The sequence below is a fragment of the uncultured Bradyrhizobium sp. genome (assembly GCF_936928535.1).
Classification (GTDB): domain Bacteria; phylum Pseudomonadota; class Alphaproteobacteria; order Rhizobiales; family Xanthobacteraceae; genus Bradyrhizobium.
This window is the reverse complement of the sequence record NZ_CAKZHY010000170.1, coordinates 100,194-124,003: the sequence shown is the minus strand read 5'-3', so window position 1 is coordinate 124,003 and position 23,810 is coordinate 100,194. Positions and strand designations below refer to the sequence as shown.

At 63.8% G+C, this 23,810-nt stretch carries 17 protein-coding genes and 1 pseudogene; 5 read left to right on the top strand and 13 right to left on the bottom strand.

Going from position 1 to position 23,810, the window contains the following annotated elements:
• Positions 1-114: 114 nt before the first annotated feature.
• The 6 genes from Q0687_RS33595 to Q0687_RS33570 all read right to left on the bottom strand — a co-directional run bounded on the left by Q0687_RS33595 (position 115) and on the right by Q0687_RS33570 (position 7,233).
• Positions 115-810: a DJ-1/PfpI family protein gene (locus Q0687_RS33595; protein ID WP_298886545.1), complete on the bottom strand. Its 696-nt coding sequence runs from the start codon at positions 808-810 to the stop codon at positions 115-117.
• A gap of 1 nt (position 811) precedes the next feature.
• Complete coding sequence (locus Q0687_RS33590; RefSeq protein WP_298886541.1) at positions 812-1,951, bottom strand: tryptophan 7-halogenase; 1,140 nt, start codon at positions 1,949-1,951, stop codon at positions 812-814.
• 12 nt (positions 1,952-1,963) lie between these two features.
• The gene (locus Q0687_RS33585; protein ID WP_298886538.1) at positions 1,964-3,979 is read right to left on the bottom strand and encodes a LodA/GoxA family CTQ-dependent oxidase; all 2,016 of its coding nucleotides are present in this window, start codon (positions 3,977-3,979) and stop codon (positions 1,964-1,966) included.
• Between the two features lie 7 nt (positions 3,980-3,986).
• On the bottom strand, positions 3,987-6,002 hold the full coding sequence (locus Q0687_RS33580) for a tyrosinase family protein (RefSeq protein ID WP_298886536.1): 2,016 nt from the start codon (positions 6,000-6,002) through the stop codon (positions 3,987-3,989).
• A gap of 130 nt (positions 6,003-6,132) precedes the next feature.
• A complete protein-coding gene (locus tag Q0687_RS33575) occupies positions 6,133-6,453 on the bottom strand; it encodes a hypothetical protein (protein ID WP_298886532.1) in 321 nt (106 codons plus the stop codon).
• 186 nt (positions 6,454-6,639) lie between these two features.
• Complete coding sequence (locus Q0687_RS33570; protein ID WP_298886529.1) at positions 6,640-7,233, bottom strand: DUF1349 domain-containing protein; 594 nt, start codon at positions 7,231-7,233, stop codon at positions 6,640-6,642.
• A 107-nt stretch (positions 7,234-7,340) separates the two neighbouring features.
• On the opposite strand from Q0687_RS33570, the pseudogene Q0687_RS35940 reads away from it, so the two are divergent.
• Positions 7,341-7,625 (top strand): annotated as a pseudogene (locus Q0687_RS35940) (FCD domain-containing protein); the annotation flags it as partial.
• Positions 7,626-7,929: 304 nt separating this feature from the next.
• Here Q0687_RS35940 and Q0687_RS33560 read toward each other — a convergent pair.
• Positions 7,930-8,430, bottom strand: coding sequence for a hypothetical protein (locus tag Q0687_RS33560; RefSeq protein ID WP_298886523.1), 501 nt, complete (start codon positions 8,428-8,430; stop codon positions 7,930-7,932).
• Between the two features lie 272 nt (positions 8,431-8,702).
• Here Q0687_RS33560 and Q0687_RS33555 point away from each other — a divergent pair, with 272 nt between their 5' ends.
• The 3 genes from Q0687_RS33555 (at position 8,703) to Q0687_RS33545 (ending at position 13,738) form a co-directional block, all read left to right on the top strand.
• On the top strand, positions 8,703-11,759 hold the full coding sequence (locus Q0687_RS33555; RefSeq protein WP_298886520.1) for an adenylate/guanylate cyclase domain-containing protein: 3,057 nt from the start codon (positions 8,703-8,705) through the stop codon (positions 11,757-11,759).
• A gap of 267 nt (positions 11,760-12,026) precedes the next feature.
• Positions 12,027-13,235 (top strand): OpgC domain-containing protein, encoded by a 1,209-nt coding sequence (locus tag Q0687_RS33550; protein WP_298886518.1) that lies wholly within the window; start codon positions 12,027-12,029, stop codon positions 13,233-13,235.
• Between the two features lie 14 nt (positions 13,236-13,249).
• Complete coding sequence (locus Q0687_RS33545) at positions 13,250-13,738, top strand: DUF2059 domain-containing protein (protein ID WP_298886515.1); 489 nt, start codon at positions 13,250-13,252, stop codon at positions 13,736-13,738.
• 6 nt (positions 13,739-13,744) lie between these two features.
• Here the strand turns inward: Q0687_RS33545 and Q0687_RS33540 are convergent, their stop codons facing one another.
• The 6 genes from Q0687_RS33540 to Q0687_RS33515 all read right to left on the bottom strand — a co-directional run bounded on the left by Q0687_RS33540 (position 13,745) and on the right by Q0687_RS33515 (position 22,496).
• Complete coding sequence (locus Q0687_RS33540; protein ID WP_298886512.1) at positions 13,745-15,241, bottom strand: sugar ABC transporter ATP-binding protein; 1,497 nt, start codon at positions 15,239-15,241, stop codon at positions 13,745-13,747.
• Entirely contained in the window at positions 15,238-16,335 is a 1,098-nt protein-coding gene (locus Q0687_RS33535; protein ID WP_298886509.1) for a hypothetical protein, read from the bottom strand. Before Q0687_RS33535 ends, Q0687_RS33540 begins: the two co-directional genes overlap by 4 nt.
• On the bottom strand, positions 16,332-18,455 hold the full coding sequence (locus Q0687_RS33530) for an SMP-30/gluconolactonase/LRE family protein (protein ID WP_298886506.1): 2,124 nt from the start codon (positions 18,453-18,455) through the stop codon (positions 16,332-16,334). The genes Q0687_RS33535 and Q0687_RS33530 overlap by 4 nt, the downstream gene beginning before the upstream one ends.
• A gap of 77 nt (positions 18,456-18,532) precedes the next feature.
• Positions 18,533-19,540, bottom strand: coding sequence for a sugar ABC transporter substrate-binding protein (locus tag Q0687_RS33525; RefSeq protein WP_298886504.1), 1,008 nt, complete (start codon positions 19,538-19,540; stop codon positions 18,533-18,535).
• 46 nt (positions 19,541-19,586) lie between these two features.
• On the bottom strand, positions 19,587-20,558 hold the full coding sequence (locus tag Q0687_RS33520; protein WP_298886502.1) for an ABC transporter permease: 972 nt from the start codon (positions 20,556-20,558) through the stop codon (positions 19,587-19,589).
• Positions 20,559-20,600: 42 nt separating this feature from the next.
• The gene (locus tag Q0687_RS33515) at positions 20,601-22,496 is read right to left on the bottom strand and encodes an AMP-binding protein (RefSeq protein ID WP_298886500.1); all 1,896 of its coding nucleotides are present in this window, start codon (positions 22,494-22,496) and stop codon (positions 20,601-20,603) included.
• A gap of 269 nt (positions 22,497-22,765) precedes the next feature.
• Here Q0687_RS33515 and Q0687_RS33510 point away from each other — a divergent pair, with 269 nt between their 5' ends.
• Complete coding sequence (locus Q0687_RS33510) at positions 22,766-23,710, top strand: helix-turn-helix domain-containing protein (protein ID WP_298886499.1); 945 nt, start codon at positions 22,766-22,768, stop codon at positions 23,708-23,710.
• Positions 23,711-23,810: the final 100 nt, after the last annotated feature.

The window sequence follows — 23,810 nt, the reverse complement described above, 5'->3', positions numbered from 1 at the left end:
CAGGATGAGGCTCCGCGGCACCGGTGCTTCGTCGAACTACGGCCGCACACTCGGTCCTCATCCTGAGGGCCCGCCAACGGCGGGCGTCTCGAAGGATGGCCGCAGCGTTCTGAATTACGTCGCCGCCTGCTGCGGATAGAAGATCGGCGTCTGCGGATCACGGTGCCAGTCATATTCCGCGGCCATGGCGGCGTTCTCGGCGACGGCCCGGCCCGCGAGCCGCGAGACGAGATAGAAGCCCATGTCGGTGCCGGCGGACACGCCCGCGCTGGTGACATATTTCCCGGCGTCCACCCACCGCGACACGCTGTCCCACAGCACTTTGGGACCAAACCCTGCCACCCAGCTGAAGGCGAAATGGTTGGTTGCGGCCGGCCGTCCATCGAGCAATCCCGCGCGCGCCAGCACCGCGGCGCCCGTGCAGACCGACGCCATGATGGGGACGCGGGCATCCATCTGATGGATCCATGCCAGCAGCGCCTTGACCTCCTTCGGATGCTTCTTCTCATCGAGCAGCGGCCGCGTCCCTTCGCCGCCCGGGATCATCAAGAGATCGAGCGGCTCCTCGAGCGCGCGCGCGAAATCCCAGTCGGGCGCGACCGATGGCCCGTTGCTGCTCTTGACGTTCTTGCCGTCACGGCTGATCAGCTTGATCTCGAAGCGATAGGCGGGCGGTGCGTCATAGGATGTGCCCAGGAAGCGCGAAATCGAGAACGCCTCGACGAATCCCCAGACATCGATCGGCTCGAATCCGTTGAACACGACGATCCCGATCCGCTGGGTGCGGGGGAAGATCTTGTTGGCTGCCATCCTAATTTTCTCCCGATGATTGTGTGGCTAGCTCGCGATCGAACGGTTCGGGCGCGTGCCGGCGCTGCCAGAACGCGGATCCGCTCCAGCGCCGCTCCATGCGATAGACGGTGCGCCTGTCGCGCCGGTAATGGCGGTACTCGGCTTCGATCAGCCTGCGATATTTCGCGCCGCCGCCGTCGACGCCGTTGATGGCATCGAGCAGGACGAAGGCACCGAGCTTGCCGGTGCGCAGCGCTTTCATGATGCCGGCCGACGACAGCGGATCCCAGCTCGAGGCCGCATCTCCCACCGCGACCCAGTTGCGTCCGCAGGGCTGGTCGAGGCAATGCGAGCGGGCAGGCCAGGTGAAAATGTGGTCTGCGCTCTCCGCCATGGCTGCGCGCGCCGCGGTCAGCGGCGCCCCGCGCAATTGCGCAAGCCAGGGTTCGAGCCGTGCGCTGGAATGATGGTGGACGATGTCGCTGTCGCTCATGAAGGCCAGCACGAGACGGCCGCCCGGGAGCGCGGTCGAGTACCACCATCCGTTCTCGCGGGCCTCGACCAGTGTGGCGTGATCGCAGGGCGCGCCATCGCAAAGGCGCACCAGTGCGGCGACACCCACCAGGCGATCGGCAAAACATCTGCGGCTGCCCTGGCTCGTCGCGAACCGCGCCGAGCGTCCGGTGGCATCAGCGACGAAGCGCGCGCCGATCTCGACCCGCCGTCCCTGCCAGTCGAGAGAAAGTTGCCATCCCGCAGGTTCTGCGACGGCGGACAGGAAGCGCGCGCCGCGCCAGATCTCCACGCCCGCAGTCTCGGCCGCGGCGCGCAAGGCTTCGTCGAACCTGATACGATCGAGGTGCCAGGCATTGCCGCGCGTCGAAAACACGAAGTCATGTGCATGGAGGCGGTCGCTTCCCCATGCTGCCCGGGAGCGGGCGCCCTCGATCGGTCCGTCGCGCAGGATATGGTCCCAGCAGCCAAGTCCGTTGAGGAGTTGAGCGGCGCCGGGCGCGAGCGTTTCCCCGATCCGCCAGTCCGTCGCCATTGCGGCCTCGGCGATCAGGATTTTCAGGTCGGGCGCGTGACGTTTCAGCTCCAGTGCCAGGGCCGTTCCGGCAGGTCCGCCGCCGAGGATGACCACATCGTGCTGCGACATGTTCGCGTCGCCTCACGATTTGGGTTGGTCCGGCGGAGTGGGCGCAAATGTATATTGTCCGTCGCTCTTGATGATGAAGCGCAACGATGCCCATGCCGTGGTCATGGCGAGATCGCCAGCGTTGTTCTGGGCCGTGGGCGACCATGGCGCGCCGTTGAACGTGAAGGGACGGTGGACCGGCCACCAATAGGTCAGCTGGAAGGCCTGCGCGGCGGGGTCTCCGACGCTGTCGAGCTCGAGATTGTTCCAGTCGCGATAGGTGACGTCGACCGGCTGGTTGGTGCATTCGTTGAAATCGGATTGCCACGGCAGCGCGCTGTATTTGGTGATGTCGCCCGGCTCCAGCCCGTTGCCGAGCTCGGCTCCGCCGGGCAAGGAAAGCTCGCCCTGCGACCATGGCGACGGCTTGATCCGGTAGGCCGCGGAATAGATCGCCGGATTGCGCATGATCCAGCCCGCCTCGGCGCCCGGACAGAACGCGCCGCCGAGGGCTGCGGCCAGCGCGCCCCGGTCCAGCGCCGCGCCCGGTCCCGGATGCATCGGGCCGGGCTTGATGTCTTCGGCCGTCTCGTCGATGAAGAGACCGTCGGCCCATTGCTTGAGCAGGAACAGCATGGTCTCGGTCAGGCGCAGGAATTTCGACGGCGCCGTGTTGGAGAGCGCGTTGTCGCCGCACAGCAGCGGCATCGCGAACAGCTTGCCCTGCGGGATGCCGGGACTTGCCGGTGCGAACAGTTCGTTTTCCTGTCCGGGCTTGCGCAACACAGCATAGAGCAGCTGGCGCATCTGATGACGGCGGCAGCGATCCGCCTCGGGTTCGCCCGGATAGGGCGGCACTGATAGATCGGTGAAGTCGAAATTGCCGCCGGGGTTGGTGTTGTGCGGATTGCCGCCGGTCAGCGCGTCGGCGTCCATGAAGTTCTGCGCATCGAGCGGGCGCAGCAGGATCGGCAGGATGTCGCGACCGAAATACGGACGAAAATCGGTGTTCCATTGCGCTCGTGCGCGCCAGAGCCGCAGGCCGGCCTCGTCCTGCGGGACCGCGGCGGATCCCGTGTACGGCGGGATGCCGTAGAGGTAGGGCACGTAACCGAAATGCCGCACGGCGATGTCGAACAGCAGATCATCCATGGTGACGACGTCGACGGCCTCAGGCACGTAGCGCGGATAGCCCACGATGACCCAGGCCGGATCGATCGCGGCCGGCGCGAGAACCGGCTTGCCCAGCGGTTTGACAGGGCGTCCGTCGATGGCGACCACGGTGCCGATGAAGCGCGCATTGACCGGGCCATCGGCGATGTCGTCGAACCAGCCGTCGTTGTTGGCGTATTCCTCGATCTTGGGATTGCCGAAGCCGTCCAGCATGGTCCCGGAATTGCCGAAGCCGCCGAGCACCAGGAGCCGGTTCTTGTTCGCCGTCTGGGTGCATCTGAGCTCGCCCAGCGCCGTGATCGAGTTCGGCACGAGTTCGGGCGGAAAGCTGGTCGGCCCTGGGCTGTTCTTGTCGAAGACCGCCTGCTGCGATCCCGTGAAGCTCACGCTTCGCGGTCCGGGATCGATGATGAGGCGCTGGCGCTCTTCGCCGTTGGTGATGTCGGCGTTGCGAACCGGATGGTCCGACGCGTAGCCGTGCTCGCCATCGGTCTCCGCGAACGCGTACCAGCTCGCCTTCTTGTTGGCGAGATAGGCCGTCCACTGGATGTCGTCGATCCGCAAGGTCAGCAGCTGGCCGTTGTGGCGATTGACGATGTCGACCTGGTCGCCGATGGCGGCTTCGCGCCCCCCAGGGGATTTGTCGTCGTAGATGAAGACCCGAAAGCGCGCCGCCTGGCGAAGGATCCTGCCCTTGTCGTCGTTGAAATATTTGACGCTCTCCTCTTCGCCCTTCTTGTTCAGGATCGGATTGCCCTGATCGTCGCATTTGATCGGCAAATGTCCGCCCTTGTCGGGGGAGATGCAGAACTTGTCCGGCGAGTTGCCGAGCCGCGCAATGCCGATCGCGGGATGAATGCGAAAGCTTGTTGCCATGACGGGCCTATTGTCTCGATTTCGAGAACCGATCGAAGAAGTTGAGTGAAACGGCGTCGATCTTCAGCGCATCGGTCGCAGGTGTTCCGTCGGTGTTGAGGACGACGAGGTTGACGCTGAACGAGGTCGCGCCATTGGCCTTGAGCCGCTTCACCGCGTCGGTGGCGTCGATGCGGAAATTGCCGGGAGTCTTGTGCGGTCGCGGCCGCAGGTCGAAGCGCGATGTCCGCGGTTCCGGGACGTCGCAATGGCCGGGGCCGCCGACGCACACGCCGGTGAACATGCTGACCATCCCGACATAGTTGGGATTGCCGCGCGTCGGCGTCTCGACGGTCGCACCCGGCGTATTAAGGAAGGCGCGGATGTGAAAACCGGGACGCGTGACGTATTGCACCGCGTGCAGGCGGATCTCAGCGTGACTATGGTCGGCGACGACCTTGGGATGGACGGGCGCCGCGGCGGACTGAAAGCGCTGCAGCGGCACGGCGCTGTTGGTCACGAACATGTTCGCGGCCATCATGTATTCGTATCCGAGGCGCGAAATGCTGGCGGTGTCGGCCACGGTGAAATTCCACGGCGGCAACACGTCGCCGGGATCGTCAGGTCCGCCACTGGGGTTGCGACGCTGCCATTCCGCCCATAGCCGGTCGCAATTGCTGTGATGCCCCCAGAAGATCGGATCGAACGCGGTAGTGCCGGGATCCTGCATGTCGCCGAACGGCTGTTCGTTCGGCGCGACGCTGGAGAACGGGTTCTTGCCGCCCGAGAAATTGTGGATCAGATTGTGGATGGTCTCGAGCGCGCCGAAGAACTGGTTGCCGCGGCTGCCGCTGGCGAAGTCGAAGAAGCTTTCGATCTCGAGAATGCGCTCGACATCGTCAGGCGTCGGATAGGCTTCGAAGATCAGATCCGCATTGCCGCCGGGCCATCGCTTCCAGTCAAACAGCGGATTGATGTCGCCGAGCACCGATTTGATCGCCTCGTCGCTCGCAGGCGCCGCGCCATAGCTGATCTTGGCGGCGGCGAACAGGCGCGCGCCGGAATTGAAGTCCTTGCCGATGATGCCGCGCAGGCCCGCGAGCACTTCTGCCGACACCTTGCCGCCGTCGGTCAGCTTGCGCAGTCCATCCTCGTCGATCCAGCAGCGATAGGCGGCGGGGACGATGCCATTGTCGTTTGCGACCTTGCCCATGTCCTCGAGCGAGGCCTTGACGTTCGCGCTGTCGGCCGCCCAGTCCCAATAGGGCAGGGTCACGGTCGGATCGATGTCCTGGAGCTGCTTTTCGAAGCCGTACAGATAGGCGCGATGCCAGGTCAGGAATTGCTCCCAGCCGTGCTGGCACTGGTTGGCGTGGATGCGCGCCCAATAGGCAAAGCTTCGCTCGTCCTGCGGATAGGCATCGAGCGACTTCATCTGGGCGATTGCGGCGCGCAGGCGCCGCAGCTCCTCGTCGGACAGATAGGCCACGTTCTTGCGCGCGCGCACGCCGCCGGAATCGTGTGCGAGCTGGTTGGTGGGGCCCGTGAACAGGGCGTGCGGCGCGTCTCCCGTCACCAGCGCGCCCGTGACGGCGCTCGCCTGTGCCGCGCCGGCATGATGCTCGTCTTCGTCAGGTCCGGGACAGCCGGCGGTGATCCACTGCGAGATGAACGCGATGTCGCCTTCGCTGACGCGCTTGCCGCCCCAGGGCAGCGGCGGAAACTGCGTGCCGTCGAACGGATATTGGCCGCGCAGGCCTCTGACGAGTCCAGCATTGTCGCCATTGCCGGGCGAAGCCGCCGCGCCCTGCGCCTCGCAGCTTCCATGACAGCAGGTTGAGGGCTTGGCTGCCGGGGGCGCAGCGTCTCCGCCGCGCATCATCGCGATGCCATAGAGCTCGAAGGCTCTCAGTTCCGGCAGCGGCAGATTCCAGAAGCGCGGATGCGACATGTAGCTTGCCGTCGAGGCGCCGGCAGCCGCTTCCATGATGGCCCGGAACCGGTCGTAGCGCGAGGGAGGCGTGGCTTCGCTCAAATCCGGCATGCCTTGTTCTCCTGGCGAGATGCCGCAGTCGCGTGCGTCTCACGCGCGACGCGCATTGCGGTCTCGATTGCACGCACTCATCGCACTCGGCTCCGGCCGGCGCGAAGCGCCGGTCGTTGCAGCAGTCGGCTCACGCCACTTTCTTGAAGGTGCCGTGAAATTGATCGAAGGTCAGATCGGGTGGGCTCGTGATGTTGGTCACGATCGTGTGTCTCGCGTAGTCCTCGATATGCACGACCGTGGTCTTGTCGGCCTCTTGCCATGTGACCAGGAAAATATGCTCGGTGATCGGCTCGACCTTGACGGTCACCGTTTCGGAGCCGACGATTTTTCCGTTCGCATCGACGTTGTAATAAGTGAGCGAGGTGTCGGAGGTGAACTCCAGCTCGACACGGAAAGCGACGAAATCCACCAGGTATTTGTGACCGACGGCCGGGAAAGCGCACGACATGGGCACCTCCTGTTGTCGAAACAATTAAATAAACTGCGGCAGACGAGCGTAAAAACCCTCGTCATGCTTTCTTCAAATGTGCAATTTAAGGTAGCGCTGTTTCATCGTGCCGTCAACGAACACATGGCACTTTCAAGCTCTGGCGTCTTCAAACTCTGGCATCTTCAAAATGGCGCGCGCAGCACGCTAGCTGAGATCGTGTAGATCCTTGCCAAGCGGCGGTTTCAGCGAAAATCCCGTGAAGGTGACCTGCAGGCCCTCTCTTTCCGGCGTGCAGGCCATTGGCCCGACAAGATAGGATTGCGCCGCGGTGAATGGAGCCAATCGGACCAGCGGCCAGCTCTTGCCGTCAGCCGACGTCTGCAACCGAACAACGCCGCCCGCGACGGTGACACGCATCCAGAAATCGCCGGCATCGTGCGCGTAGGGGGCGGTTGCCCAATCCGACTGCCCCATGGTCAAGACGCTCGAGAGCATCGCGCGGCCGTCCGAAAACTCGATTCCGGCTTTGAGCCAGTGCTCCGCATCGATACGCACCATGATGCCGGCTTGATCGTAGAGCTCTCGAAAATCGCTCTGGATTCGCAGCTCGGCAGTAAACGCCGCCGCGGTCGGGAATCCCAGAAAATGGCCGCTATCGCGGCAGAACCCATAATGCGTTCTTTGCCAGAAATCGGTGGCCTTGTCGGTGACGATCTCGAGGCTGTCGCCCTGTGCGGTCCACCGCGCCGGTTCGTTCAGCCAGACGCCGTCTTGCCTCGTCAAGATCGCAGCACTCATGTCGAACCTCGCCGAAAGTTGCCGACACCGCCCGATGTCGATCCGGTGCGGTAAGACAGCCGCAACACGAATGGAGAGCCGGGTGTCTCGAAGACGTCCGGCAGTGGATGCTGATGCACCGTGCGCTGGAGGTCGAGGCCGGCGGCATCTGCGCCGCCGGCATGTCGGACCAGGCGATCGCCACGCTCGGCCAGAATCTCGCCTATAAGAAGGCCGCGGTCGCGAGCGGCGGCCTCGAAGGCTTTCACGAGCTCGATACCAGGTTTCATCGCCAGATGACCGAGAACATGAGCTTCGCGCGCGTCGGCGAAGTGCTCGATCCGATCCGAACCAATCTTGAACGCGTGCGCCGCACGCTGCTGCCCGAGCCGGGCCGGCCCAAGGGCACGTACATGGAGCACGAGGCGATTTACCGCGGCATTGCAGATCGCGATTCTGAGAGAGCGAGCGCGAGATGGCCAATCATCTCGACCGCGTCGCGCCCGAGCTGCAGGCGTTTGTGGAGAAGCATCCGGGGTTCTTCGAGAACTAGCCTCAGGTGCGGCTTGTGCGATCTCGCTCGATGGACCGTGCATCGAGCTCCCGGTCACCGCTCCATTGATCCGCCGCGTTTTGACAAAAAACGCGGGCCGGCAAAATGCCGGCCCGCGGAATTCAGATCAGATGATGGTACTGCGATCCAAAGTCGGAATCAGCTCAGCCCTTCTCCGGCCTGTGCGGACAGACCATCGTCAGATGCAGCAACGTCGGCTTGTCCGAGCCCTTCTTGTATTCCCACTCCAGCCGGATCTCGTGCCGGTCTGCCAGGGCATCGCTTGCCGCGTGGGCGATGATGTTGGTCTTCATCGGAATTGGCGGCTCGGAGTTGAAGCACTTGCGGACGCAGGCATCGAGCAGGTCGCACCGCGTCAAGGGAATCACTCCAGGCTCGTCCCTGGACAGGGGGACCGTGTTGAGCTGAGCGCTGAGGTCGACGCGAGCCCGGCCCTTCTCCCTGGGCCAGTGCTTGGCGCTACCTTCCGGCCACTTGGAGGCTGGCGTTAGAATCAGGTGGTACTGGCCGTACTCCAGCGTCGGCACGTCGATGTCGTCCGAAGCCTTGAGCTTGGCGACGCTCTTTTTCATGTTTGCCAGAGGGTAGTAGTTGCTGTTCATCAAATCTCTGAATGGCTTGCCTCTGTAAGGTCTCGAGCCCATCGCCTTTTCCCCCAAAATGTCCTTCGCTGCGCGAAAATACATACAACTCCGCCACGCCGATCGGCTTGGCTGACCGTGCGCTACCGAAATATATGCCCCCTTGCCGGGATTTTTGACGCTACCACTCAGGGCTGTGTTTCGTCCAGATCGCCTCCCATGCTGTGCCCAGCTAACTGCAGCGGGTCGGATTGCTAAGTGGGTCTCGATGGGTATCATCGAAGTTCGTTCGCGGATTCTGATCGACAGACGGGCCGGGACTTTGAGGCGCAGGAATGCATTGCTTCGCATGTCAGTCGGCGATCGATCCCGACGATAGCTGGTGCTCCAAATGCGGGGCTGCAGTGCGTCAACAGGTCGATCCCGACAGCGAACGTCGATTTGTGACGATTCTTCGCGCTGACGTCATCGACTCCACCGGTCTTGTTGCCGAATTGGAACCGGAGGCAGCTGTCTCGCGCCTCGAGCCGGCGCTGGCGGCCATGAGAGCCTCCGTACGTCAGTTCGGCGGCATCGTCAGCAAGGAGTTGGGAGATGGGCTCGCGGCGGTGTTCGGAGCCCCGATTGCCGACGACAACCATGCGCCCCTGGCCTGCCACGCGGCCATCGAGCTGGTTCGACGCGTCGCCAGTCTCGGCGATCCCGCCCTTCAGGTCCGGGTCGGTCTCCACTCCGGCCATGTCGTTGCCTACATGGTCGCCAGCGAGTTCTCCAAGGTCTACGAGATTGGCGGCGCCGCGCAGCATCTCGCCGCGCGGCTCGAGCAGATCGCCGAAGCGAATCAGATCTACGTGTCGGAGGCCTGTCAAAATCTCGCCGACGGGCATGTCCGGTTCGAGCACCTCGGCAGCAAATCGCTGCGCGGCTTCGGCCAGCCCTTGCCGGTCTACCGGATCGTGGGTGCCAGCGACCTGTCGAGCTGGCGCGTGCGACGGGCCCGCAGCGTCTCCCGCTTCGTCGATCGCGCCACCGAGCGGGCTTTGCTGGATCGCAGCGCCACACAGTCTCGCGACAGCAGGCAAACGGTGTTGCTGCTGGGCGATGCGGGCATCGGCAAGTCGCGGCTCGCGCATGAGTTCGCCCAGAAGCTCAAGGCCGATGGGTGGCGGTTGATCGACGCCGAGTGCAGCCCGAATCTGCAAGGCGCGCCGTTCAGCACGCTCAGGCGAATCCTGCTGTCGGCGATGGACGCCGCCGCGAAGGATCCTGGCAGTCCCCGCGATCCACGGGCAGACCTGCCTGCGATTCAGCAAAGCGCCATCGATGCGGTGCTCAATGTGTCGTTCTCGAACCCGCAATGGGACGAGCTCGAGCCGCCTGCCCGGGGGCGCGTGATCTCCGAGGCAAGCTGCGCCGTCATTCAGAACGTGGCCAGTCGTCAGCCGACCGTCCTCCTTTTGGAGGATTTGCACTGGATCGACCGGGCCAGCGACGTCGTCGTCGCCACGATTGCCGCGCTGGCGGTGCCCGGTCTTCTTGTGCTTCTCACCACCCGCCCGAACGGCATGCCGGTCTGGATTGCGCGCTGCCACGCCGAAATCGTCGCGATGCGGCCGCTCGATGACGATTCCGGTCTGCAGATGCTGTCCGACATGCTCGGGTCCTCACAAACCAATACCGATCTGAAGAGCCGGATCATTTCCCACACGGCCAATGTGCCGCTGTTCATCGAGGAGGTCTGCCGCGGATTGAAGGACAGCGGTACGCTGCGCGGGGAGTGGGGCGACCTCGCTTTGGTGCGACCGATCGACGAACTCGGCATTCCCACCAGTATTCAGGGTGTGATCGCGGCGCGCCTCGACCGCGTGTCGCGGCAGCAGCGTCTGGTGTTGCAGGTCGCGGCCGCGTTAGGGCCGCGATCGAGCGAAGCCGTGGTACGGAACGTCTCGCAATTGCCTGAAGACGTCTTTCACGACTGTCTTGCGGCGCTCGATCGGGCCGAGCTGCTTGCCGCGATTGATAGCGATCTCGAGAACTCGCTCGAGTTCAGGCACGAGATGGTCCGCCAGGTGACCTATGAGTCGATGGTCGAAAAGGTGCGCGAGAGCATCCATGCGCGCGTGCTCGCGGTTTTCGAGGGCGATCAGACATGGCGAGATGATCCCGACAGCCTCTGCTACCATGCCATCCGCGCCAAGGACTGGGCGAAGGCATTCACCTACGGGAGATCAGCCGCACAAAAATGCCTCGCGCGCTCGGCCTATCCCGACGCGGTCGACTACTTCCGGACCGCGATGGATTCGCTCGACAAGACGCCGTTGACGCGCCCGCGGGAGACCAACGCCATCGATCTGCGGATGGAGGCGCGCATGGCCTTCATCTGGTCCGGCCGCGTCGCCGAGTGGATCGATCTCGGAAAGGAGGCCGACCAGCGGGCCAGCCAGATCGATGATGTCGGCAGGAAGGTCGCTGCCATGACGGTCATGGCGGGTGGACAAAACTTCTATGGCACGCCGGCCGAGGCCGTCATCCTTGGCGAGGAAGTCGTCGGTCTTGCCGAGCAGTCGGGCAATCCGGGGTGGCGTAACCTTGCGCAGTACAATCTTGGACAGGCGTATTTTATTGCAGGGCGGTATCGCGAGGCTGAGCAGACATTCGTCCGGGCGCGCGCAAACCTGACGGGAGCGGAGGCGAGCGCGCCGTATGGCACGCCGCCGAAATACACGCTGCTGCTTTGCTGCATGATGAAGAGCCTCACCCACGCCGTGATGGGTGAGCTCGACGCCGCCGAGCAGCTGCAGCGCGAGGCCGCCGCGATCGCGGACGAGACCGGCCGTCCCTATGACCGCGTCGCTGCCGCCTATAGCGGCGGCTGGCTGATGCTCGGTCGGGGCGATCCGGCCGCGGCCGCCGCCATTCTCGAAGACGGTTTTGTGCTGGCGCAGAAACTCGGTATCCGGTTGTTCGTGCCGGTGCTCGCCTGCCACCTCGGTATCGCCTATCTGGAGCAGGGCTTGTTCGACCGCGCCCGCCGCATGCTCGCCGAGGCGCGCGAAGAGGCGCGCGCCGTCGGCTACACCTCGGCGGTTCTGCGCTCGTCGATCTACCTCGCCTTGGCGACCAATCGGCTCGGCGATGTCCAGGCGGCCCAGAACATGTTGCGCGAGGCGCGCAACACCGCGCGCCAGCAGGGCTTCTCCGGCCTCGAGGCCGAGGCCCTGTTCGGCGAGGCCGTGGTGACGCCGCCCACGAGCGCGGAGGCCAGGAGCATCGTCCTTGCTGCGCTTCGCGGCGCGATCGCGATCGCCTCCGACAGCGGTGCGCGGCCGCTGCGGGAGAAAGCCGAGGCGATGCTGAACGGCATGCGCGCCGGCGACGATCAGCCTGCCTGAGGTCGGAATCCGGGTCGCCGCCGCCTTGCCCGACGGCCGAACGGTTTTTGCTGGTCATGCAAGGGGTTAGCTACTGCGCATGGGGTTGTTTTGACTTCATGCGAGCCGCCGGCATGCTGTGACGACAAAGTCCCTTGCGCGGACGCCAAGGTCGGCTACCGTTGGCATTCTAGCCGCAGGGTTAGATGACCTTTTGTTTGATCCTTTTTAGCATCCGATTTCGCCGGCGCCGCGATGGCGCGGCGCCCACCAGATGAGGCGGGGGCCATGATCATACGAGACCAGGCAGCACTCTTGGCGCCGGTCGAGCGCGACTTGCGGCTGGACCTCTTCCGCGGCATCGGCCTGTGGATGATCTTCCTCGATCACATCCCGCACGACGTCGTGGCCTGGCTGACGCTGCGCAATTACGGCTTCAGCGACGCCGCCGAGTTCTTCGTCTTCATCTCCGGCTATCTGGTCGGCTGGATCTACGGGCCGATCGTCGCCGGCGGCTGGTTCCTCGCCGCGCTGAAGCGGCTGTGGCGGCGGACGGCGGAAATGTACGTCGCCCACATCATGCTGTTCCTCCTGTTCACCGCGCAGATCGCCCGCACCGCGCGCCGCTTCGACAATCCGATGTACGAGCACGAGTTCAACGTCTTCAATTTCCTCGCGCATCCGGACGAGCTGATCGGGCAGGCGATCCTGCTGAAATACAAACCGGTCAATCTCGACGTGCTGCCGCTCTACATCACGCTGATATTCGTCTCGCCCTTCATCGTCTGGTGCCTGGTGCGCCGGCCGAACCTGACGCTGGCGGGGTCCGTCGTGCTCTACGTGCTGTCGCGCTGGTTCGACTGGAATGTCGCCTCCTACCCGCCGGGCACGACCTGGTATTTCAACCCGTTCTGCTGGCAGCTGATGTTCGTCTTCGCCGCCTGGTGCGGCATCGGCCAGATCGAGAAGATCAGCCAATTCGTGTGGTCGAGGGCCGCGATGGCGCTGGCCGGGGCCTGGCTCGCCTTCGCCTTCATCATCGTGATGACATGGCACATCCCCACGCTCGATGCCATGATTCCGAAATGGATGATCAAGGCGATCTACCCGATCGACAAGACCGACCTCGACATGCTCCGCTTCACGCATTTCTTCGCGCTGGCGATCTGGGTGACGCATTTCCTGCCGCGCCATTGGAAGGCGCTGCATACCGCCTGGCTGCGTCCAGTCATCCTGTGCGGCCAGCACTCGCTGCCGATCTTCTGTCTCGGCGTGTTCCTGTCGTTCTCCGCGCACTGGATCCTGACGCAATACACCAAGGGCGTGTGGGAGCAGCTCGCGGTCTCCTTCCTCGGTATCATCATCATGATCGGCGTCGCCTGGCTGCTCGATCGAGCCGAGCGGGTGCCGAACCTCTTCGTGAAAGTGTCGGACGTCGAAGAGCCTCAAACCGCCGACGTCGAGATCGTGCCTGCCGCCGCGCCGGCGCGCCGCTGAGGGGGAGAGGGTCCATGTTCAGACGTTTGCTCGCAACCACCAGCATCCTCCTGCTCCTCGTTGGCGCCGCATCCGCGCAGGCGCCGTCGCCGGAAGCGATGAATGCGGCGCGCAAGCTCGTGGTCACGCTGAAGATCGCCGATCAATATCGCGCGCAGCTGCCGCAGCTGCTGCTCAAGCTGCGGCCAGTCGTGACGCAGGAAAGGCCGGAGATCGAGCGCGACTATGATGCGATGACGGCACCGGGTGCCGAGATCTACCCTCCGTTCTCCGCATCGATGCTCGATCAAATAGCCGCCGTCTATGCCGCGAGCTTCACCTTGGAGGAACTGCGCCAGATCGAGGCGTTCTACGCCCAGCCGGCCGGACAGAAGTTCTTGGCGCAATCCGATGCGCTGGCGCAGGCCAGCAGCCAGATCGCCCAGGATGTCAGCCAGAAGGCCGCCGACCAATTGAAGCAGCGCCTGATCGAGGCGCTGCGCCAGAAGGGGCACAAGCTGTAAGCGCCCTCAGTGGATCGCCGCATACATGATCTTCTCCTCCGTCGCTTCCAGCGCGGAGAACTCCTCCACCACCTTGCCCTGGCGCGAGACCAGGATGCGGTCGGACAGCGCCATGATCTCGGGCAGATAGGACGAGATCACCACGACTGCCTTGCCCTCGTCGGCGAGGCGATTGATCAACTCGTGGATCTCGACGATGGCGCCGACGTCGACGCCGCGGGTCGGCTCGTCGAAGATGATCAGGTCCGGCTCCTGCACCAGCGACTTCGCGATCACGACCTTCTGCTGATTGCCGCCTGACAGCTCGACCACCTTGCCGTCGTCGCTGATGGCGCGAACCTTCAGCCGCTCGATCCAGGTCTTGCCGACCGCCTCAGTCTCCCGCCGCGACAGCATCATGCGTCCCCTCGGAAACTTCGAGAGCAGGCCGAGATAGATGTTGCGCGCGATCGAAGACGTCTCGAAGAAACCCTCGACCTTGCGATCCTCGGTGACATAGGCGATGCCGGCCTTCACTGCCGGTGCCGGCACCCGGTACCGGACCGGCTGGTCATGCAGCAGGATCTCGCCGCCGTGGAAGAAGTCGCGCTTGAGCACGCCGGCGACGATCTTGAACGTCTCGGTGCGGCCCGCGCCGACCAGGCCGAACACGCCGGTGATCTGGCCTGAAAAGACCGATAGCGAATTGTTCTTCACCATCGGCGCCATCTTCAGGTTTTGCACCGTTAGCACCCGCCCACCGGCCTGCCTAACGCTGCTTTTGCGTGCGCCATAGAGCGTGTTGGAGAGGTCCCGCCCGACCATGGCCTGCACGATCGCGGCGCGGTCGAATTTGGCGACATCGTCGGTGACGACATGCTTGCCGTCGCGCAGCACCGTGATGCGGTCGGCGAGCAGCAGCGCCTCTTCTAGCGCATGCGAGATGAAGACGATCGAGACGCCGCGCTTCTTGAGGTCGCGGACAAGGTCGAAGAAATACTTCTTCTCCTCCGGGGTCAGCGATGCGGTCGGCTCGTCGAAGATGATGACCTTGGCATGGTGCAGGACCGCGCGCGCAATCTCGACCATCTGCTTCTTGGCCGCGCCGAGGCCGCTGACAGTCGCGGTCGGTGTGACGTCGAAATTGAGCGATTGCAGAAACTGCTGCGCAGCGATGTAGATGCCGCGCAGGCGGTTGTAGAACTTCTCCTGTCCGAGAAACAGGTTCTGCGCGACCGTCATGGTCGGCACCAGGCTGTTCTCCTGGAACACCATGGCGATGCCGAGATTGCGCGCCTCCAGCGGCGTCTTCGGCGCGACTTCAGTGCCGTCGACCGTCATGGTGCCCGAGGTCAGCGTCACCACGCCGGCCATCACCTTGGTGAGGGTCGATTTGCCGGCACCGTTTTCGCCGACCAGCGCGTGGATCTCGCCGCGGCGCAGATCGAAGTCGACACCGTCGATGGCGGGAACGCCGGCGTAGAGCTTCGTCGCCTTGCGCAACGAAAGTGCGATGTCGCTCATGTCCGAAACTCCTCGGCAAGGCTGGCAAGGGGCAGCTTCAGAATGCGGCCGGGTCCCTTGGCGATCAGGACGAGATCGCCTTCCATCTCGACAGCCGCGACGACGCCGTGATTGATGCCGTCGACGCGGCTGTGCAGCGAATAGAGCGGCTGGCCGGCTGCATCGAGACGGATGACAAGGCCGTAGGAGCGCGGTGGCGCCCAGGGCTTGATGACGCCCATGGTCTTGATATGAGCGCCCTGCATCGGCTCCTTGAACGAGCGCCCTGAGCGCAGCCGCGGTGCAACCCAGTGTTCGGGCGCGATCTCGGCCATCATGCGGCGCCGGTAGCCGGGCTCGCGCAGCACGAATTCGACCAGCTGGGTCCGCGCGGTGAATGCGGTGAGCCAGTAGCCTCCGCCCGAAGCCTTCGACAGCCGTGATGGATAGACGGGCAGGTGAGCGAGCACGATCTTCGGCGATGCACCGGGCGAGACCAGAACGAGACGATGGCGCCAGCTCTCGCTGACCAGCATGGCGTTGCCATGCGCGCAGGCACCGAAGGCATAGCCGAGGCCTTGGGCCATCAGCGTCACGGTCTTGCTGCCGGGATCGAGCCGGTACACGCGGCCGCTCCGGTTGAGCTCCAGCAGGTCACGCGCCCAATCGTCGACGCTGCACGTGGCGGATCCATCTGTCGCAATCAGCGAGTTGTCCTCCGCCAGCGCGAGCGCATTGATCGCATTGAACGCCGCATCGGCAAAGATGACGCTGGGCTGCTCGGCCAAGGGGCTTTCGTAAACACGCACCTCGCGCCCACCGAGTGCGACAGCAAGGCCGCCGCCGGGCAGGGCACATAATGCAGATATCGGCTGCTCGAAGCCGCGCACTTCGACGGCCGAACCGCCATTCAGCGACAACAATCTCCGCCCGTCTGCAATAAAGAGCTTGCTGCCGTCAGTCGCAAGATCCGCTGGGGACTCGCATGTCAGCAGAGTCTCGGCGGCCTCAAGCTTCTGGTTTGGTTTCAGTGCGCCGTCGAAGGACGGCACGGTGATGGTAGCGTCGCCGCGCCCGAGAAAACGGTTGGCGAAGTCTCTGACGGCAGCGATCACGACTGCTTCCCCCACCGCTTGTCATACTGGACGAAGTTCGGATCGGCGTTGTCGAGCTTGTAGCGGCCGATCCGGTTGTTGAGGATGCCGCCGAGATAGAGATAGCCGCGATGCTCGCGCATCGAGGTGATCATCGGATGGTTTTCGCCGTGCAGGTCCCAGAACGATTCGACGATCTTGCCCTGCTCGTTGAATTTGACCACGCATCCGGTGTTGATGTTGGGGAACAGCCATTCGTCGACCGGCACGCGCTTGGCCATGCGACGGCGGAAGCCCGGCATCTTCCAGGCAAGGTCGAGCGAGGGGCTGCGCATGCCGACCAGCGCCAGCCAGTAATTGCCGTCGGAGGCGAGATTGATATTATCAGGGTAACCCGGCAGGTTGTCCATGACGACCTCGACCGCGCCTTTTTTCGGTCCTGCGAACCAATAGCGCTTGATCGAGCAGCCGAAGGTTTCGGCGAACAGAATCGACTGACCATCGCTGGCGACGCAGATGCCGTTGGGGAATTTGAGTCCGCGCAGCTCGGTGCGGGTCGTGCCGGTCTTGGTATCGTAGGAAATGATGCGGCCGTTGCCGCGCGCCTCCAGGCCATCGATCGGCCATTCGTCCATCTCGTAACGGACCGTCGCTTCGGAAAAGAAGATCAGGCCATCGTCGGTGATGTCCAGGTCGTCGGCGAGCCGCAGGCGGCTGTCGTCGTTGACCGAGCGCAGGCTGCGGTTGGTCTCGTCGGTCGCCTTTTCCACGGTGCCATCAGGCTTGATCCGATAAAGCCCCATGCCGCCGATGCAGACGTAGAGATTGTCTTCGCGATCGAAGGCCATGCCGAGCGGCTGGCCCCCGATATGGGCGAACACCTCCATCTTTTGATAGTCGGGCGCGAGGAATCGCATGATGTCGCCGTGGCGCGAGCCGGCATAGAGATTGTCGTGACGATCGAGGATGACGTCTTCCGGCGCCTCGATGCGGCCAAGGCCGATCGCCTCGACGTCGCGTAACTTGTCGTTCTGCTCAAATGGTCCGCCTTGTCCGATCTCGGTTGGCGGCGGTGGCGGCAATTCGTGATAGGTCGGGGCGACATAGACCTTGCTGATGATGCGGGTCCGGTTCTTCTGCCAGCGGATGTCCACCATCGCAGCCACCAGCAGGATGCCCGCGAGCGCCATGCGGTTGACGCCGCCGCGTGCGTTCATCGTCGTCAGACCATTGGTGATCAGCAGCACGATCAGTACGCCCACGGCCGATTTGGCGACCGAGCCCTTGCCGCCGCCGAGCGTGATGCCGCCGAGCACGGTCGCAGTCAGCACGATCACCTCGAGGCCGACGCCGATATCACCGCCGACGGTGCCGAGCCGGGAGGCGAAGAACAGCGCGCCGATGCTGGTCAGCACGCCGCTCGCGACGTAGCAGAGCGCGATGGTACGGCGGACGGGGATGCCCGAATTGTAGGCCGAGCGGCGCGAGCCGCCGATCGCGGTGATGTGCCAGCCCGGCCGCAGCCGTGTCATGAAGATGTGGCCGAAGATCGCGATGACGATATAGGCCAGTGCTACGGTGGGAATGCCCAGGACAGAGCCGGCGCCGATGAAGTCCCAGGACGGGATGTCGGGGAAGGCGGAAGCGATCGCGTTGGAGTAGCGCTGGATCAGGAGATCGTAGGCCGAGCGGTAGATGATCAGCGTGATCAGCGTGGTAATGAAGGCGCGCAGTCGCAGATATCCGACCAGCACGCCGTTGACGGCGCCGAGCAGCGCGCCGCAGAGCAGCGTCGCGATCACGACGGCCGGAACCGGCCAGCCCGCGACGTCGAGCAGATAGAGCGCGCAGAAATCGGTCAGTGCGAAGATCGACCCTACCGACAGATCGATGCCGCCGACGATGACGACCAGCGCGAGCCCGAGTGCGATGAAGCCGATCTCGCCGGCCTGGCGTGCGGTGTCCGCGAGGCTCGCCGGCGACAGGAAGTTGTCGATGGACCGGCTGAACGCGAAGCCGACGATCAGGAGAAGGATGACCGGGATGGCGGTCTCGGTCCATCGCTTGGACAGGATCTCACCGAGAAGATGATCAGGCCAGTAGCGGTAACGCAGGCTTGTGATTGTGTCGCGCATCGGCATTCCAGCAGGGCTTGGAAACTATCGGGAGTGGGTCCCCGGGCTTTGACGACCCGAGGACCTTGAGCGTCAGCGTTGGACTACTTTTTGAGGTCGCTGAGATTCCAGCAGGACGTTTGGCTGTCGGCGTTTTCCTTGGTGATCGGAATCAGCGTGGTGTATTCTGATCCCTTGATCGAGCCGGGCTTGGCACCCGAAGACAGCAGCCACTTGATCGTACCGGCCATCTGCGCAGCCTGGGTCGGCACGTCGTAGCTCATGTCGAGGTCGAACGCGCCTGACTTCACCAGCTCGCAGGCGCCCTTGCGTTCGCCGCCGCCCGACGTGGCGAGGAACACCTTGCCAGTGAGGCCGGCTTCCTTCACCGCGGCAGCCGTGCCGATATCCATGCCGTCCCAGAAGCCGACGATGCCGCAAAGATCGGGATTCTGCTTCAGCACGGTCTGGGTGATCGCTTTGGCCTTGGCTGCATCCCAATCGGCGGCCTGGCTCGACACCACCTTGATCTCGGGATGCTTGGCGAGCACGTTCTCGACCCCCTTGAGCGTGTAGGCGCTCGCGGCGGCTGACAGCGCGCCCTGGATGATCGCGATCTTGTTCGACTTGCCTTCGCAGGCCTTGACCACGCCTTCGGTCTGGCGTTCGCCGATCTCGACCCAGTTGGCGCCGACGAAGGCGGAGCTGCGATAGGCTGAGCCCATGTTGATCTGGATGACGTAGATGCCTTCGTTCTCTGCACGCTGGAGCAGCTTGGCATAGGTCTGCACGTCAGGATTATGCACCACCATCACCGCCGGCTTCTCCGTGATCAGCGAGGTCACGGCCTGTGCGCCGGCATTGGTGTTCCAGTTGGCGTCGCGGATCACGAACTTGACGCCGTAGGGCTCGAGCTCCTTCTTCAAGCCGGCATACCAGCCCTCGGTGAGGTCGAAGTTCATCGCGACCGGCACATAGGCCACGGTCTTTCCGGCGAGCGCCTCCTTGAACGGCTTCTGGAACGGCTCATCGAGGCCCTGCTGAGCGAGTGCGGGTCCGGTCAATGCGGCGAGAGCCAATGCGGCGACGGCTGCCTTTGTCGGGTGGTTCATTGCGTCCTCCTTGGTTGTAGTTATGGTTGTCGTTCTTGTCGGTCGTTCAGATGTCGCCCTGCTGTGCCGTTTCTTCGTTGCGCGGATTCAGGAAGGAATCCGTGATGACGGCGAGCAGCAAGACTACGCCCTTGATGAGATTTTGCCCGGCGTAGGAGATGTCCATGATGGTCATGCCGTTGAGCATGGTGCCGATCAGCAGCGTACCGATGATGACGTTCAACACGCCGCCGCGGCCGCCGGAGAGACCGATGCCGCCCAACACGACCACCAGGATCACGTCGTAGATCAGTGTCGAGTTGAAAACGCGGGTCGGCATCGAGTTGACCGATGCGGCCATCACGAGACCTGCGAAGCAGCCGATCAGGGCCGCGACCACGTATTGCAGCACGATGATCGGGCGAGAGGGAATGCCGGTAACGCGCGCGGCGTAAGGGTTGTCGCCGATCGCGTAGATGTAGGCGCCCCAGCGCGTCTGGCGCAGCAGGACGGCAACCACGATGCAGGCGATCGCGAACATCACGATCGATGTGGGAATGCCGAGAATGGTGCCTTGTCCAAGCCGCTCGAAGCCGTTCATGCCCGAACTCCATTGCACGACGTCGAGCTGGAACAAGGCGGCTTGCCCGAGCCCGGCGAGCAGCAAGCCGGTCGCCAGCGTTGCAAAGAGCGAGGGGACTTCGGCATAGGCGATCAGCCAGCCATTGACGAGGCCGAAGGCGATCGTGATCAGGACGGCGGTCAGCAGCGACAAGGGAAGCGAATGGCCGTTCTGCACCATCTGCAGCACGAGCCCGGGGGGCACCGCGAGCGCTGCGATCAGCGAGATGTCGATGCCGCGGCCGATAACGACGATTGCCATGGCCAGGCCGAGGATGCCGAGCACTGCCACGTTCTGGAGCAGCGTCAGCATGTTCTCGGCCGTCAGGAAGCCGTTCAGGAAGATCGAGAACACCAGGAACAGCAAGGCGAAGACGGCAAAGACGATCTCTTGTTGATTGAACCGAAAGCGCTTCATCCCCTTAATTGCCTTTCTTCGACGTAGGCCTCTGCGGGTCCGTTATGACGATCGGGTCTCGAGGCGATAGGTCTGTGGAAGCGCCGTCAGGCTCTCCGTGAGCGCCTTCACCCGGTCCCGGTCGTTGCAGCCGATCGAAATGGTGACCAGCGTATTCAACCTGGCGTCTTTGTCGACGAGAATGTCTGCCCTGGTATCCGGACCGAAGATGCGATCGATCTCGGTTCTGACCTTCTCCCGAACGGCAAGGTCCCGAAGTGCGGGCTTGAAGATCTTGCCGACCGCCGTGACGGGAAGGGCCTCGAGCAGCACGACGCGCTTTGGCCTGGCGGGGGGCTCATTGACGTTGCGTTCGAGATGCTCGCGCAGCTGCGGCAGGTCGATGCTTTTTCCGGGAGACGGGACAACGAAGAGAATCGGTACCTCGCCGGCGTAGGCGTCCGGCATGCCGACGGCCGAGCTCATCTGGACACCGGGGAAAGCATTTGCGACGTCTTCGATCGCAGCGGGATCGATGTTGTGGCCGCTGCGGACGATCAGATCCTTCTCGCGCCCCGTCAGCACAAGCCGTTGATCGGCCGTGAGATAGCCAATGTCGCCTGTGACGATCCAATGGTCGTCGGTGAGCACGCCCTTGTTGTGCTGGGGATCGAGATAGCCTGGAAATACCTGCGGTCCCCTGACGAGGACGAGGCCACTGGTGAGTGGCGGGCATTCCGTGCTGAGGGTCGCATCGGTCAGCGCGACGATTTTCGTCCGCGCAAAGGGCGCCCGGAAGCCGACGCTACCCTGCACGGGAGTGCCGCGCCCGGGATTGAACGCGATCGCCGCCGCGGTCTCCGTCATGCCGTAGGTCTCGAACAGCTTGATGCCTGTCCGGGCCTGAAACCTCTCGCTGATGGCTTTCGGCGCCACCGCCCCGCCGGTGAGGGCCATGCGAACGGAGCTGACATCGGTTGACCCGATCGGCACCTCGGCAAGCGCCGCGATCGAGGTCGGCACGCCGCTGACGATGGTCGCAGCAAACCGTTCGACCGTATGCCAATAGTCGCGGATCGCATCCGGACTTCTGAGGCTGTAGGGCGAGGGAATGATCACGTGGCCGCCGGCCGCCAGGATCGACAGGCCGACGGTGATGGTGCCGCCGACGTGAAAGAGCGGGAAGCCGTTGATGGCGGCATCCAACTCGTCCAGTCCGTGCACCTGCGCGAAGCTCCAGGCCGCATGGATCTGGTTGCCATGCGTCAGGCGGACGAGTTTGGGCCGCCCGGTGGTCCCGCCGGTGTGGAACAGGGCACAGACCGTGTTGCGATCCTGCGGTGGCGCGAAGTCCAGAGTGTCACGCGTCGCCGCGACGGCCTCGTCGAAGTTCACGGCGCCGCCGGTCGAGCGGCCGCCCGCGCCGATCACGAGAATCGTCTTGAGCGAGGCGACACGGCTCGCGACAGCGACCGCCTTGGTCCAGATCGCGCGGTCGGCCACTTCGGAAGCAACCACGAGAACGGTTGCGTTCTGTGCTTCGAGCAGATCGGCAATCGCATCTTCGTTCAGCAGATAGTTGATCGAGCTGGCGACGCCCGCGATCTGGGCGCCGAGCAGAGCCGGGAAGAGCTGCGGCAGGATTGGACAGAGAAATGCGACCGTACCGCCGTCGACGTTGATGCCGAACGACCGGAAGAGGTTTGCCGCGCACGCGACGTTCGCGCGCAATTGCCGATGCGTCAGCGTGACGTCGCCGGGTTCGCGCGAGCCCTTGTTCAGGACCGTCAGCGCGGGCCGATCCGGATGGAGTCGCGCGGTGGCCTCGAACAGATCGTACTGATTGCTGGCAGGGATCAGGGATTCGTAAGGCCGCCGTTCCAGCGCCTCGATGTCGGCGATGGTGTGGATCGGCTGCGTGAACCGCGTCGTGATCGGCGAGGGCCTGGTCGTGCTCACGGGCGCCGCCATTCAGGCGGCACGGCGGATTGCGCAGCAGCTGATCTGTCCTGACGCAAGCGCACGTTTCCTGCCTGGCTCGTTGACCGGGTTTTGCTCTTCATAGGCCACATGCCCGGGCCCTGCTTGCTCCGGAGCGCAAAGCTTTTGCTTGTCCGCGCAAACCCAGTCTTGCGTGTAGGCGGCGGCCATCTAGAATCCGGCCGACGGGCCAGCTTGTGCGATGCACAAACGGCGTTCATCATGGCTGTGTGACGGGTGGGCGGACGATGAACCTGGTATTCTCGACAGACGATCTGGAGCCGTCCAAACGGTATGCCGCGTGGCAGGGCGCCATCTGCGATGTCTACGTTCATGTCGACGTGAATGCCGAGGAGCGGTCCGACTATCACGGCTTCATCCGCGAGGCGCATTTCGGTGCGGTCACGATGACGGATGTGCTGCTGTCGGAGCAGCGCATCTCGCGGCGCGAGCGGCACATCGCAAAACTCGACAAGGATTGCTACTACGTCGAATTCGTCCAGCAGGGCAGAGTCAACGTGCTGCAGGCCGGCCAGACCATGCTGTCGAATCCTGGTATCGGCGCAATTTTTTCGGCGTCTGAAGCCTATGATCTCGAATGCGTCGGCAGGGTCCGGTCGCTCTATCTCGAGATCCCACGCAAGGAATTTTCCGCCCGCTTCAGCGAGGGGCGCCTGCCTGTCGTGACCACGATGGCGACGAGCCGCGGTCTTGGGCGGATCGCCGCCGAATTCTGCGCGACGCTCGCCGCGGAAGGTGCGTCGCTGGACGAAGCCGCCAGGACTCGCCTAGGCGGCGAACTGATGGACGTGCTGGCGCTTACGCTCGACATGGGCGACCGGGACGAATTCTCCGAGGATGCCAGCGCCCAGCAGGCCCGCTTGCGCTCGGTCAAGGCTTGGATCGAAGCTCACCTTACCGACACGGATCTTTCGCTGGAGAGGATCGCGAAGAGCAATGGCGTCTCGCTCAGGCACCTGCACTATCTCTTCCGGCTCACCGACGTCTCGGTGTCCGAATGGATTTTGGATCGCCGGCTGCAGCGTTGTTACGACGTCTTGACGCGCCCCGAGCTACGCTCCCTGTCGATCACCGCGGTTGCCTACCAGCTGGGCTTCAGCAGCTCGTCCTATTTCAGCACGGCGTTTCGTCGGAAGTTCGGGCACAGCCCGTCGGATTTGCGGCGCCGCTAGCGATTTCACCGACGGACGCCTGCCGTCCTTTCAGCTGACCGAGGGTCTGGTCGGCTGGTAGCTTGTAATGGTCCCATGGGATCTGCCTTGCTCGGTCGCA

What these genes read in the sequence shown, in the direction of transcription:
- Q0687_RS33595 (WP_298886545.1), bottom strand. Translation starts at nt 810, where the DNA reads ATGGCAGCCAACAAGATCTTCCCCCGCACCCAGCGGATCGGGATCGTC.
- Q0687_RS33590 (WP_298886541.1), bottom strand. Translation starts at nt 1,951, where the DNA reads ATGTCGCAGCACGATGTGGTCATCCTCGGCGGCGGACCTGCCGGAACG.
- Q0687_RS33585 (WP_298886538.1), bottom strand. Translation starts at nt 3,979, where the DNA reads ATGGCAACAAGCTTTCGCATTCATCCCGCGATCGGCATTGCGCGGCTC.
- Q0687_RS33580 (WP_298886536.1), bottom strand. Translation starts at nt 6,002, where the DNA reads ATGCCGGATTTGAGCGAAGCCACGCCTCCCTCGCGCTACGACCGGTTC.
- Q0687_RS33575 (WP_298886532.1), bottom strand. Translation starts at nt 6,453, where the DNA reads ATGTCGTGCGCTTTCCCGGCCGTCGGTCACAAATACCTGGTGGATTTC.
- Q0687_RS33570 (WP_298886529.1), bottom strand. Translation starts at nt 7,233, where the DNA reads ATGAGTGCTGCGATCTTGACGAGGCAAGACGGCGTCTGGCTGAACGAA.
- Q0687_RS33560 (WP_298886523.1), bottom strand. Translation starts at nt 8,430, where the DNA reads ATGGGCTCGAGACCTTACAGAGGCAAGCCATTCAGAGATTTGATGAAC.
- Q0687_RS33555 (WP_298886520.1), top strand. Translation starts at nt 8,703, where the DNA reads ATGCATTGCTTCGCATGTCAGTCGGCGATCGATCCCGACGATAGCTGG.
- Q0687_RS33550 (WP_298886518.1), top strand. Translation starts at nt 12,027, where the DNA reads ATGATCATACGAGACCAGGCAGCACTCTTGGCGCCGGTCGAGCGCGAC.
- Q0687_RS33545 (WP_298886515.1), top strand. Translation starts at nt 13,250, where the DNA reads ATGTTCAGACGTTTGCTCGCAACCACCAGCATCCTCCTGCTCCTCGTT.
- Q0687_RS33540 (WP_298886512.1), bottom strand. Translation starts at nt 15,241, where the DNA reads ATGAGCGACATCGCACTTTCGTTGCGCAAGGCGACGAAGCTCTACGCC.
- Q0687_RS33530 (WP_298886506.1), bottom strand. Translation starts at nt 18,455, where the DNA reads ATGCCGATGCGCGACACAATCACAAGCCTGCGTTACCGCTACTGGCCT.
- Q0687_RS33525 (WP_298886504.1), bottom strand. Translation starts at nt 19,540, where the DNA reads ATGAACCACCCGACAAAGGCAGCCGTCGCCGCATTGGCTCTCGCCGCA.
- Q0687_RS33520 (WP_298886502.1), bottom strand. Translation starts at nt 20,558, where the DNA reads ATGAAGCGCTTTCGGTTCAATCAACAAGAGATCGTCTTTGCCGTCTTC.
- Q0687_RS33510 (WP_298886499.1), top strand. Translation starts at nt 22,766, where the DNA reads ATGAACCTGGTATTCTCGACAGACGATCTGGAGCCGTCCAAACGGTAT.